Annotated in this window: 11 protein-coding genes; 3 read left to right on the top strand and 8 right to left on the bottom strand. The window is 72.7% G+C overall.

Annotated elements, in window-relative coordinates:
• Nucleotides 1–55: 55 nt before the first annotated feature.
• Nucleotides 56–514, bottom strand: a complete 459-nt coding sequence (locus N3K63_RS06580; protein WP_261579352.1) for a MarR family winged helix-turn-helix transcriptional regulator — start codon at nt 512–514, stop codon at nt 56–58.
• 32 nt (nt 515–546) lie between these two features.
• Between N3K63_RS06580 and N3K63_RS06575 the strand changes: the two genes are divergently transcribed.
• Nucleotides 547–783: a hypothetical protein gene (locus N3K63_RS06575; protein ID WP_261579349.1), complete on the top strand. Its 237-nt coding sequence runs from the start codon at nt 547–549 to the stop codon at nt 781–783.
• Nucleotides 784–860: 77 nt separating this feature from the next.
• Here the strand turns inward: N3K63_RS06575 and N3K63_RS06570 are convergent, their stop codons facing one another.
• On the bottom strand, nt 861–1,850 hold the full coding sequence (locus N3K63_RS06570; protein ID WP_261579348.1) for a zinc-binding alcohol dehydrogenase family protein: 990 nt from the start codon (nt 1,848–1,850) through the stop codon (nt 861–863).
• Nucleotides 1,850–2,968 carry an alkene reductase gene (locus N3K63_RS06565; RefSeq protein WP_261579347.1) on the bottom strand — a complete coding sequence of 373 codons (1,119 nt, stop codon included), beginning with the start codon at nt 2,966–2,968 and terminating at the stop codon, nt 1,850–1,852. The genes N3K63_RS06570 and N3K63_RS06565 overlap by 1 nt, the downstream gene beginning before the upstream one ends.
• Before the next feature lie 70 nt (nt 2,969–3,038).
• On the opposite strand from N3K63_RS06565, the gene N3K63_RS06560 reads away from it, so the two are divergent.
• Nucleotides 3,039–3,935 carry a LysR family transcriptional regulator gene (locus N3K63_RS06560; RefSeq protein WP_261579346.1) on the top strand — a complete coding sequence of 299 codons (897 nt, stop codon included), beginning with the start codon at nt 3,039–3,041 and terminating at the stop codon, nt 3,933–3,935.
• A gap of 109 nt (nt 3,936–4,044) precedes the next feature.
• Here the strand turns inward: N3K63_RS06560 and uvrB are convergent, their stop codons facing one another.
• From uvrB to coaE, 3 genes are all read right to left on the bottom strand, one after another.
• Nucleotides 4,045–6,126: an excinuclease ABC subunit UvrB gene (gene uvrB, locus N3K63_RS06555; protein WP_261579345.1), complete on the bottom strand. Its 2,082-nt coding sequence runs from the start codon at nt 6,124–6,126 to the stop codon at nt 4,045–4,047.
• Between the two features lie 91 nt (nt 6,127–6,217).
• A complete protein-coding gene (locus N3K63_RS06550) occupies nt 6,218–6,895 on the bottom strand; it encodes a hypothetical protein (protein WP_261579343.1) in 678 nt (225 codons plus the stop codon).
• Between the two features lie 101 nt (nt 6,896–6,996).
• Nucleotides 6,997–7,602, bottom strand: a complete 606-nt coding sequence (coaE, locus tag N3K63_RS06545) for a dephospho-CoA kinase (RefSeq protein ID WP_261579342.1) — start codon at nt 7,600–7,602, stop codon at nt 6,997–6,999.
• A 101-nt stretch (nt 7,603–7,703) separates the two neighbouring features.
• Here coaE and N3K63_RS06540 point away from each other — a divergent pair, with 101 nt between their 5' ends.
• Nucleotides 7,704–8,399: a response regulator transcription factor gene (locus tag N3K63_RS06540; RefSeq protein WP_261579340.1), complete on the top strand. Its 696-nt coding sequence runs from the start codon at nt 7,704–7,706 to the stop codon at nt 8,397–8,399.
• A 27-nt stretch (nt 8,400–8,426) separates the two neighbouring features.
• Here N3K63_RS06540 and N3K63_RS06535 read toward each other — a convergent pair whose 3' ends face one another.
• Nucleotides 8,427–9,584, bottom strand: coding sequence for a hypothetical protein (locus N3K63_RS06535; RefSeq protein ID WP_261579339.1), 1,158 nt, complete (start codon nt 9,582–9,584; stop codon nt 8,427–8,429).
• A complete protein-coding gene (locus tag N3K63_RS06530) occupies nt 9,581–11,239 on the bottom strand; it encodes a sensor histidine kinase (protein ID WP_261579338.1) in 1,659 nt (552 codons plus the stop codon). The genes N3K63_RS06535 and N3K63_RS06530 overlap by 4 nt, the downstream gene beginning before the upstream one ends.
• Between the last annotated feature and the right edge of the window lie 84 nt (nt 11,240–11,323).

Here is an 11,323-nt window from a genome sequence, read left to right as displayed (position 1 = left end):
GTCTAGGTGGGGCCTCCGACACCGGCTCCGTCGGCGGGGACGGAGCGGTACGCGCTCAGCGATCAGCCCCCGGATCGGCTCCGAGTCGGCGCCCCGCGAAGGGGGCCAGCGCGTCGCGCAGATCGGCGAGGGCGGCGGCATCCATCCCCACCTGCGCCATGATCTGCTCGGGCACCCGCAGCGCCGCGGCGCGCAGATCGCGGCCGACCGCGGTGAGGCCGATCTGCAGCACCCGCTCGTCGGCGCTGCTGCGCGAGCGGGTGACCAGGCCCTGCGCCTCGAGGCGCTTGACCAGCGGCGAGAGGGTCGCAGCCTCCATCGCCAGCTCGGATGCCAGCTCCCCCAGCGCGCGCGGCGCGCGCTCCCAGAGGGCGAGCATCACGAGGTACTGCGGGTGGGTGAGGCCGAGCGGTTCCAGCACCGGCCGGTAGATCGCCACGACGTTGCGCGCGGCGGTCACCATGGCGAAGCACAGCTGGTTCTCGAGCTTCAGGAGGTCGTCGCGGGGGTCCACGGCATCCAGTCTACAAAACAGTTAGTACACTAATGTTCATGACGCGAAGCGAACGCCCTCCCCTGCGCGAACGCGTGCGCGCCGCCGGCGGCTGGTACGCCTACCTCAACTCGCGACTCATCCGCGTGGCCGGCCCCGCCTCGGTCGGCCCCTACGACACCGAGCCCGAGCCGGTGCGCACCGAGCGCGCGTGCCCGCTGTGCGGCGCCGCCATGTCGGCGCACACGTTCGACCGCTCGGGCCCGAAGCCCCTCATGCACTGCCCCTGACCGGGCCCTCGCCGCCGGCGACGGCCCGACCCGTCGGGCCCAGCCCCGTCAGGCCCAGCCCCGTCAAGCCCAGCCCGTCAGGCCCAGCCCTCGATGACGACCTTGCCCGGCACGCCCCCGCGCTCGACGCGGCGGTGCGCCTCGGCGACGGTGGCGGCGTCGATGGGCGAGAGCGTCTGCGACAGGGTGGTGCGCAGCGTGCCGGCGTCGACCAGGCGCGAGACCTCGTCGAGCAGCTCGTGCTGGCGGATCATGTCGGCGGTGCCCAGCATCGGCCGGGTGAACATGAACTCCCAGTGCAGCGACCCCGACTTGCGCTTGAGCGGCACGACGTCGAGGGTCTGCGGGTCGTCGATGACGGCGATCGCGCCCTGCGGGGCGAGCGCGTCGACGAGCACCGGGAAGTTGCGGTCGGTGGCGCTCAGCGACGCGATGTAGTCGATCGCACCGTGCGGCGCGAGTTCGGCGGCGAGGTCGCGGTGGTCGACGACCGCGTGCGCGCCGAGGCCGCGCACCCACGCCTGCGAGGTCGGGGTGGATGCCGTGGCGATGACCTCGAGCTCGGTGAGGGTCGCGGCGAGCTGGGTGAGGATCGAGCCGACGCCGCCGGCCGCTCCCGCGATGAGCAGGCGCTGGCCCCGACCGCCGCCGCGGGCGACGCCCAGACGGTCGAACAGCAGCTCCCACGCCGTGATCGCCGTCAACGGCAGCGCGGCGGCTTCGGCGTCGGTGAGGCTCGCGGGCTTGCGTCCGACGATGCGCTCGTCGACGAGGTGGAGCTCGGCGTCGGTGCCGGGGCGGTCGAGCGAGCCGGCGTAGAACACCTCGTCGCCGGGCGCGAACAGGGTGACCTCGTCGCCGACGGCGCGCACGCGCCCGACGGCGTCGAACCCGAGCACCCGCGGGTCGGCGCCGCCGCCCCCGCCGCGCACCTTGGTGTCGACGGGGTTCACCGACACCGCGCGCACCTCCACCAGCAGGTCGCGGGGGCCGGGCACGGGCTCGGGCAGGTCGATGTCGGTCAGCACCTCGGGGGTGCCGCCGGTGGTGAAGGCGATGGCGCGCATCAGTGGTCCTCTCGGTGGGCGGTGGCCGCGACGACGGTCGCGGCGGGGTAGTCGGTGTAGCCGGCGGCGTCGCCGCCGTAGAGCGAAGCCGGGTCCAGCGGCGCGAGCGGGATCTCGCGGGCGACGCGCTGTGGGAAGTCGGGGTTGGCCACGAACGGGCGGCCGAAGGCGACGAGGTCGGCGTAGCCGGCATCCAGGATCGCCTCGGCGCGGGCGGCGGTGTAGCCGCCGGCGACGATGATGCGGCCCCCGAAGGCGGCGCGCAGACGGATGCGGAAGAGCTCGGGGATCTCGGGGGCGTCGTCCCAGTCCGCCTCGGCGAGGTGCATGTAGGCGAGCTCGAGCCGGTCGAGCTCGCGGGCGAGGGCGAGCACCGCGTCGTCGATCTCGGGGCAGTCCATGTTGCGCGCCTTGATCTGAGGCGACACGCGCAGTCCCACGCGCTCGCCGCCGATCTCGTCGGCGACGGCGGCGGCGACCTCGACGGCGAACCGGATGCGGGCCGGGATGTCGCCGCCGTACGCGTCGGTGCGGTGGTTGGATGTGGTGCGCAGGAACTGGTCGATGAGGTAGCCGTTGGCGCCGTGGATCTCGACTCCGTCGAAGCCGGCGGCGACGGCGGCGGCCGCGGCCCGCCGGTAGTCGGCGACGATCTCGTGGATCTCGTCGATCGTCAGCGCGCGCGGCGGGGAGGTGGGCACCATGGTTCCGACGCCGTCGACGCTCATCCAGATGCGCGCGCCGGACTCGAGGGCGCTCGGGGCGACGGGCGCCTGCCCCCCGTGGAAGTCGGCGTGCGACATGCGGCCGACGTGCCACAGCTGCGCGAAGATGCGCCCGCCGGCGGCGTGCACGGCATCCGTCACGAGGCGCCACCCTTCGATCTGGGCGGCGCTGTGGATGCCGGGCGTGAAGCTGTACCCCTGGCCGCGGGGGGTGACCTGCGTCGCCTCGGTGACGATGAGCGCCGCCGATGCGCGCTGCGCGTAGTACTCCGCGTTGAGCGCCCAGGGGATGTTGCCCGGCTGCGCCGAGCGGCTGCGGGTCATCGGGGCCATGACGATGCGGTGCGGCAGCTCGAGGGGGCCGAGGGCCAGCGGGGAGAGGAGCGAGGTCATGCCTCCATGCTGATCCCACTGCGCGCACAAATCAAAGTATGAGTACGAGCGATATCGATAAGCTGACGTTATGCCTACGCTCCGCCAGTGGGAGTACGTCGTCCGCGTCGCCGACGAGCGCTCGTTCACGGCCGCCGCCGACGAGTTGCACGTCTCGCAGCCGGGGCTCTCGCAGCAGATCCGCGTGCTCGAGGCCGAGCTCGGCGGCGCCCTGTTCGACCGCCTGCCGCGCAGCGTCGTGCTCACCTCGCTGGGGCGGGCCGTGCTCCCCCATGCCCGTGCGCTGGTGGCCGATGCCCGGCGCGCCACCGACGCCGCGCGCAGCGTGATCGCCGCCACCGCCGGCTCCATCGAGGTCGTCACCGTCACCTCGATCGGCATCGGGGTGCTCCCCGGGGTGCTCGAGGTGTGGCTGCAGGAGCACCCCGGCACGAACGTGACCGTCATCGAGCACCAGACCGTGGATGCCGTCGTCGCGGCGATGCTGGCCGGTGAGGGCGACGTGGCCGTCGCGCCGATGCCGCGATCGTGGCCGGGGCCGCAGCGCCTGGTGGGCCGCGAGGAGTTCGTCGTCGTGGCCCGTCCCGGTCATCCACTGGCCGGGCAGGGCGCGGTGCGGCTGGAGGACCTCGCGCAGGAGTCGTGGGTGCAGTTCACGCCGGAGCACGGCCTGTCGGGTGTGCTGGAGGCCTACGCCGCCGAGGCGGGGTTCAGCCCGCGGGTCGCGCTGCGCACCCCGCAGACGGCGGCGGCGCCCCGCTTCGCGGCGGCGGGCGTGGGGGTGGCGCTCGTGCCCGGGAACGTGCTCGACACCGGGTTCACGGGCGAGGTCCTGACCCTCTCCCCCGCCCGCACCCGCGCGGTGCGCGCGGTGACCCGTTCGGCGCCGGGGCCGCTCGTGGCGGCCTTCATCGACACCGTCGTGGCCCACGCCGACCTCTCCGGACCGCTCCTCCGACGAGACTGAGGCACGCGCCGCGACTGATGCCTGCGCGGGTCGCGACGCCCTCGTCCGGTCCTGACGCCCGCGGCGCGTGCGCCACGCCGATTCCCGCGGCGCGCCTGCCCTCCCCGCGTCAGGCGTGCCCGGCGCGCTCCATGGCGCGCAGCTCCTTCTTCAGGTCTTGCACCTCGTCGCGCAGGCGCCCGGCGAGCTCGAACTTGAGCTCGGCCGCGGCGGCCAGCATCTGGTTCGACAGGTCTTCGATGGTCGCCTCGAGCTGCATGGCCCCCTCGGCGGCGATGCCCTCGCGCCGCAGCTGCGGGGTGGGGCTCTTGCCCTTGCCCGACTTGTTCTTCGCGGTGGCCTTGCCGTTGAGCAGCTCGCGCGTGTCGGATGCCTCGCGGGCCAGCGCATCGGTGATGTCGGCGATCTTCTTGCGCAACGGCTGCGGGTCGATGCCGCGTTCGAGGTTGTACGCCACCTGCTTCTCGCGGCGGCGGTCGGTCTCTTCGATGGCCGCCTTCATCGAGTCGGTCATGGTGTCGGCGTACATGTGCACCTCACCGGACACGTTGCGGGCGGCGCGGCCGATGGTCTGGATGAGCGAGGTGCCGCTGCGCAGGAACCCCTCCTTGTCGGCATCGAGGATCGCCACCAGCGACACCTCGGGGAGGTCGAGGCCTTCGCGCAGCAGGTTGATGCCGACCAGCACGTCGTAGACGCCCTGCCGCAGCTCGGTGAGCAGCTCGACGCGGCGCAGCGTGTCGACGTCGGAGTGGAGGTAGCGCACCCGCACGCCGTGCTCACCGAGGAAGTCGGTGAGCTCCTCGGCCATCTTCTTGGTGAGGGTCGTCACGAGCACGCGCTCGTCGCGGTCGGCGCGCAGGCGGATCTCTTCGAGCAGGTCGTCGATCTGCCCCTTGGAGGGCTTGACGATGATCTGCGGGTCGACCAGGCCGGTCGGACGGATGATCTGCTCGACGACGCCGTCGGCGATGCCCATCTCGTAGCGACCGGGGGTGGCCGACAGGTACACGGTCTGACCGACGCGCTGCTTGAACTCGTCGAACCGCAGCGGGCGGTTGTCGAGCGCGCTCGGCAGTCGGAAGCCGTGATCGACGAGGGTGCGCTTGCGGGAGGCGTCGCCCTCGTACATGGCGCCGATCTGGGGCACGGTGACGTGCGACTCGTCGATGACCATCAGGAAGTCGTCGGGGAAGAAGTCGAGCAGCGTGTGCGGCGGCTCGCCGGCCTGACGGCCGTCGAGGTGACGGGAGTAGTTCTCGATGCCCGAGCAGAAGCCGAGCTGCTGCAGCATCTCGAGGTCGAAGGTGGTGCGCATGCGCAGCCGCTGCGCCTCGAGCAGCTTCCCCTGACCCTCGAGCTCTGTGAGGCGCTGACCGAGCTCGTGCTCGATGGTGCCGATGGCCCGCTGCACGGTCTCGGTGCCGGCCGCGTAGTGCGTGGCCGGGAAGATGGGCACGCTGTCGAGCTTCTGCACGACGTCGCCGGTGAGCGGGTGCAGCATGTACAGCCCCTCGATCTCGTCGCCGAACATCTCGACGCGGATCGCGTACTCCTCGTAGACCGGGATGATCTCGATCGTGTCGCCCCGCACGCGGAAGTTGCCGCGCGAGAAGTCGACGTCGTTGCGGTTGTACTGCATCGCGATGAACTTGCGGATGAGCGCGTCGCGGTCGTAGCGCTCCCCCACCTGCAGCGCGACCATGGCGCGCAGGTACTCCTCGGGCGAGCCGAGGCCGTAGATGCACGAGACCGTGGAGACCACGACGACGTCGCGGCGACTGAGCAGCGAGTTGGTCGTGGAGTGGCGCAGCCGCTCGACCTCGGCGTTGATCGAGGAGTCCTTCTCGATGAAGGTGTCGGTCTGCGGGACGTAGGCCTCGGGCTGGTAGTAGTCGTAGTAGCTGACGAAGTACTCGACCGCGTTGTGGGGCATGAGGTCGCGGAACTCGTTGGCCAGCTGCGCGGCGAGGGTCTTGTTGTGGGCGAGCACGAGCGTCGGACGCTGCACCTGCTCGATCAGCCACGCCGTCGTCGCCGACTTGCCGGTGCCGGTGGCGCCCAGCAGAACGACGTCGGTCTCGCCCGCGTTGATGCGCGCGGCGAGGTCGGCGATCGCCGCCGGCTGGTCACCGCTCGGCTCGTACTCGCTGACGACCTCGAAGGGCCGCACGGATCGCGTGGTCTGCATCCTTCCAGCGTAGGCGGGGCCTCCGACATCCGGGCCGTCCGGTCGTCACGCCCGCCGCCGCATCCGCTCGGCGGCACGCCCCCGCGTGGGCTCAGAAACCCCCGCCGCCGCCGTCGAAGCCTCCGCCGCCGAACCCGCCGCCGTCGAATCCGCCGTAGCCGCCGCCGTCGAACCCGCCGCCGCTGTCGCCGTAGCCCCCGCCGAACGATCCGTCGCCGGAGATCTGCGACGCCGGGTCGAACGTGGCGGCCACCCATTCGGGTTCGCCCGCGATCGACAGCGACCCCGCGCCCACCGTGAAGTAGCTCACCAGCGCCGACGAGAGCAGGAAGTTGTGCGCGACCACGCTGAGCACGCCGACGGTGAGCATCGTCTGCCGCGGGTCGATCTCGTCGGCGCGAGCCTGGTCAGGGCGGCTGTGACCGGGCCGGGCCTCGGTGAGCACGGTGCCGCGCTCGGCCGCTGCCTCCCCCCGCTCCTGTTCGCGGCGGGCGCGTGCCTCTTCGGCGCGGCGGACGAGGCGCGCGAGCATCACCGGCTCCGCGCGGGCCGTGTCGCGCTCAGCGTCGGAGAGGAACGGCCGCAGCCGTTCGAACATCTCGCGGCGGCGCTCCTCGGGGACCTCGGCGAACGCCGTGGCGTGCGCGCTCTCGATGACCGATGCCGGCAGCGTGTTGAGGAGGTAGACGTAGCGCGCCGCGCGCTCCTCGTCGGTGGTCGCCGCGTAGGGCGCCGTGCGGCGGCGCCGGAACCTCGACAGTATGCCCATCTCCACCGCCCCCTCGCACCCCGCACCACGACCGTCGTGTCGGGCCAGGATACGGGGGCCGCGCCGCCACCGGAAGGGTGTCGGATGCGCGGCGGGCGGCTTCAGTGCGGGTGCGGCCCGGTGAGGCGCTCCCACAGCGCCGCGACCTGACGCTCGGTGTCGTCGAGGGTTCCCGCCGTGTCGATCACGACGTCGGCGATGGCCAGGCGCTGGTCGTCGGAGACCTGGGCGGCGATGCGCGCATCGGCGTCGGCGGCCGTCAGCCCCCGCAGCCGCACGAGGCGCTCCCGGCGCACGTCGGCGGGCGCATAGGCCACCACGATGAGGTCCCAGGGGTCGTCGACGCGCGCCTCCACCAGCAACGGCACGTCGTAGACGACCACCGCCGCCGGGTCGGCGCCCGCGTCGTCGAAGCGGCGCTGCGATTCGGCCCGCACCGCCGGGTGCACGATGCCGTTGAGGCGCGCCCGCGCGTCGGCATCCGCGAAGACGATCGCCCCCAGCGCCGCACGGTCCAGCGAGCCGTCCGGCTGCAGGATGCCGTCGCCGAACGTCGCCGCGATGGCGGCGAGCACCGGCGTGCCCGGCTGCTGCACATCGCGGACGATCTGGTCGGCGTCGACGATGACGGCGCCGCGGGCGGCGAGACTGCGGGCCACGGTGGATTTGCCGGAGGCGATGCCGCCGGTCAGCGCGATGAGAGGCACCCGGCCATCGTCGCACGGCCGGACCTGCCATCGGCGCGGATCGAGGCCGCGCGGAGACTAGGCTGGAGGCCCGCCGACCCGCCAGCCCCTGGGGAGGACCTGTGGCACCCACCGCTGTCGTCGTCGAAGACGAGACCGACATCAGCGACCTCATCACCACGGTGCTGGAGTCGTGCGGCTACCAGGTGTTCGCCGCCGCCGACGGCCTGACCGGACTTGAACTCATCCGCGAGATCGACCCCGACCTGACGACGCTCGACGTGAACGTGCCCGGCATCGACGGGTTGGAAGTGGCCCGGCGGGCGCGGGAGTTCAGCGACACGTACATCATCTTCATCTCGGCGCTGGTCGAGCCCGGCGACGCCGAGCGGGCGCGCGCCGTCGGCGGCGACGAGTACCTGGGCAAGCCCTTCCGGCCGCGCGACCTGCGGGCGCGGGCGACGTCGCTGCCGCCGCGCGGGCTCACGCCGCCGGCGCCCGCGTCGACGACCGTCGCCTTCCTCGACATCGCGGTCACCGACCGGGCGGTGCGACTGGCCGAGGTGTCGCTCGACCTCGACGCCGACGAGGCGGCGGTGCTGCGCGAACTCGTGCGCTCCCAGAACCGACGTGTGGCCAAGGGCGACCTCGCCCTGCTGCTGCGCGGCGACCGCGGCCGCGAGGGCACCCCCTCGGCCGACGAGCTGCTGAGCGTGGAGCGGATCGTGGGGCGCCTGCGCACCCGGCTGGTCTCGGCCGGCTCGGTCGCCGCGATCGAGACGGTGCACGGATCGTCGTACCGGCTGGTGCTGGCCTGACCTCACCGCCCGCGCCTCGGCGCCGGCTCAGTCGGCGAGCACGACCGCCGTGGTCTCCCCCGATGCGGCGCGGGCCGCGGCCTCGTGGGCGAGGGCGAGGAGCTCGGTGGCGCGGTAGCCGCTGAGATCGCTCAGCGCCACGCCCACGCCGATGCCGGGAAGGACGCCTCCGGAGACGGCGTCGAGCTCGGCGAACAGCGAGCGGTACAGCGACATCGCCTGCCGGCGTGCGCCGGCCGGCGAGGCCGCGACCCACGCCGCGCCGATGGAGCGCGCCCCGGTCTCGCCGACGATCGCGAGGGTGCCCGCACCGTCGAGCACACCGGCGCGCAGCGCCTCCCACAGCTCGTCGGCGACGTCGGTGCCGAAGGCCTCGACGATCGCGTCGAGGTCGCCCACATGCACCGCGGCGACCGCCACGAGCTCTTCGCCGGCCTCGGCGCGTCGGCAGAGCTCGCGCAGATCGCCGAGGAACACCTCCTGCGGACGCACGACGAACATGGCCGCGACGGGTGCGGCGCCGGGGCCGCCCCGCATCCGAGATCGCGTGGCCTGCAGCACCGAGGTGCACACCACGGCGGTGATGGTGAGGCTGACGGTGAAGACGCTGGTCATGGCGGTGGAGAACCACACCTGGAACAGGTCGGAGTCGACGCCGGCGACGAGGAAGACGACGGTGCGCGCCGCGTAGTAGACGGCCTGGATCGAGTAGACGATGCCGAGCGGCCGGGCGACGCGGCCCCGCCGCAGCTCGCCGGTGAAGCACTCCACGGCGGCCATGGTGGCCAGCACCGCGAGGGAGACGAACATCCAGACGGCGCCGGCCCAGTCGCCCAGCGCGTCCCACTCCCACACCGTCGCCGCGCCCACCAGCGTGCTCGTGACCGCGACGAACGCCCCGGCCAGCACCACCGGCTTGCCGTTGAAGGCGCGGCAGCCGAGCCACATGCCGCCGGTGGCGACGACGAACGACGCGTTGCCGGCCGCGACGGCCCACGAGGTGTCGGGCTGCCAGGCCCACACCAGGTAGAACATGGTGGTGAGCACGGCCGCGAGGAAGCCGAGCGACCAGAGCTGGCCGGCCGCGGCGTCGCGGCGGCGGATCGTGTCGATGAGGAAGAGGGCGGCGCTGACGACGATGACCAGCGCGGTGTAGAGCGAGACGGTGAAGGTGTCGACGATCATGGGCGCACCCCCGGGCTTCTTCCCGGTCGCAGGGCTGGGAGGATGACGGTGAACGTGGCTCCGAGGCCGAGCGTGCTGGTGACGGTGATGTCGCCGCCGTGGCGGCGCACGATGTCGCGGCTGATGGCCAGGCCCAGTCCGTTGCCGGAAACGCCCGCGCGGCCGACGGCGGCGCCGCGGTAGTAGCGCTGGAACACGCCGGCGAGGTCTTCGTCGCTGAGTCCGACGCCGGTGTCGCTGACGGTGATCTCGGTGGTCTCCCCCGTCACGCGGGTGGCCACCGCGACGTGACCGCCGGCCCGGTTGTACTTGATCGCGTTGGAGAGCAGGTTGTGGAACACCTGCTGCAGGCGCACCGGATCGGCGTAGGCCGGTGCGGGGCCGATGCCGTCGGCGTCGATGTCGATGTCGCGGTCGGCGGCGGCCACGGCGAGCGATTCGACGGCGGCGCGGGCGATCGCTCCGGCGTCGACGTCGGAGGGGGTCAGCGGCAGCTGCGCTCCGCTGAGGGCGGTGCTGGAGGCGGCGAGCACGTCGCCGACGAGCGCGAGCAGCTGTTCGGCGTTGCGGTCGGCGATGGCGAGGTAGTCGGCCGCGGCGGGCGGAAGGCCCGGCACCTCGCCGGCGAGCTCGACGAAGCCCATGATCGAGGTGAGCGGGGTGCGCAGCTCGTGGGAGACCGAGGAGACGAGCGCGTCTCGTTCACGCAGCGCGGCGGTCTCGGCGGTCACGTCGCGGGTGACCATCACCGCGCCGATGTCGCGGTTGCCCTCGAGGATGCGGCGGGCGCCGACGCTGAACGCCTTCTCGCGGCCGTCGGCCCAGCGCACCCAGAGCCGCTGGTCGTCGAACGCCTCGCCGCGGCGGGCGCGGGAGATGGGCCACTGGTCTTCGTCGAGCACGGTCGTGCCCTCGGCATCCGCGTAGACGACGGTCTCGTTGCGCTGGCGGCTGAGGCGCGTGTACGCCTCGTTGGCCATCGACAGCGACCCGTCGGACTCGATGCGGACGATGCCGAAGTCGACGCTGTCGATCGCGTCGGTCACGAGCTGCTCGTGGCGGCGGGCGCGCTCGAGTGAGGTGCGCAGCATGGTCGCCTGACTGTCGAGCAGGCGCTCCTGTGCGCGGGAGCGGCGGGCGCTGAGGTAGGTGGTGGTGCCGACGACGACGATGACCACCGGCAGCAGCACGAGGGAGAAGACCGAGCCCTGCACGGGCTGTACCACCGACGAGGCGAAGTAGCAGGTGAGGGTGAACCCCACGCCGACGAAGTAGCCGGCGGTGCCGAAGGATCCGCACAGCCACAGCACCGGGAACATCCACAGCAGCGTGTACCCGGCGGTCGGGTCGGACAGGCGCATGACGGTGATCGCGACGATGTCGACGATCGGGATGAGCATCGACACGAACACCGGCACGCGGCTCCACGGCACCGCGAAGGCGATGACCGTCAGCGACCAGACGAGCGCGACGCCGGTGAAGTAGAGCTGGCGGTCGCCGGCGCGCTCGGTGTTGATCACCAGGAGGGTGACCAGGAGGACGGCGGTGGCCAGCAGCAGCTGGTTGACCCGCACCGCGTGCGGTCCGGCGCGATCGTCCCAGAGCCGGTCGGCCCACGTGCGCGTGGGCGCGGAGGCGGGCGGAGACTCGTGCACGTACCGACGGTATCCGCTTCGCCGCGCTGTGGGCGGCAGGACGACGGGAATGCGGGGCGTGGCGCGGAGACGGCGAACGGGCCG

The organism is Microbacterium festucae, from assembly GCF_025421715.1.
Lineage (GTDB): Bacteria > Actinomycetota > Actinomycetes > Actinomycetales > Microbacteriaceae > Microbacterium > Microbacterium festucae.
This window is presented reverse-complemented; position numbering and strand designations above follow the sequence as displayed.

What these genes read in the sequence shown, in the direction of transcription:
- N3K63_RS06565 (WP_261579347.1), bottom strand. Translation starts at nt 2,968, where the DNA reads ATGACCTCGCTCCTCTCCCCGCTGGCCCTCGGCCCCCTCGAGCTGCCG.
- uvrB (WP_261579345.1), bottom strand. Translation starts at nt 6,126, where the DNA reads ATGCAGACCACGCGATCCGTGCGGCCCTTCGAGGTCGTCAGCGAGTAC.
- N3K63_RS06560 (WP_261579346.1), top strand. Translation starts at nt 3,039, where the DNA reads ATGCCTACGCTCCGCCAGTGGGAGTACGTCGTCCGCGTCGCCGACGAG.
- N3K63_RS06535 (WP_261579339.1), bottom strand. Translation starts at nt 9,584, where the DNA reads ATGATCGTCGACACCTTCACCGTCTCGCTCTACACCGCGCTGGTCATC.
- N3K63_RS06550 (WP_261579343.1), bottom strand. Translation starts at nt 6,895, where the DNA reads ATGGGCATACTGTCGAGGTTCCGGCGCCGCCGCACGGCGCCCTACGCG.
- N3K63_RS06575 (WP_261579349.1), top strand. Translation starts at nt 547, where the DNA reads ATGTTCATGACGCGAAGCGAACGCCCTCCCCTGCGCGAACGCGTGCGC.
- N3K63_RS06570 (WP_261579348.1), bottom strand. Translation starts at nt 1,850, where the DNA reads ATGCGCGCCATCGCCTTCACCACCGGCGGCACCCCCGAGGTGCTGACC.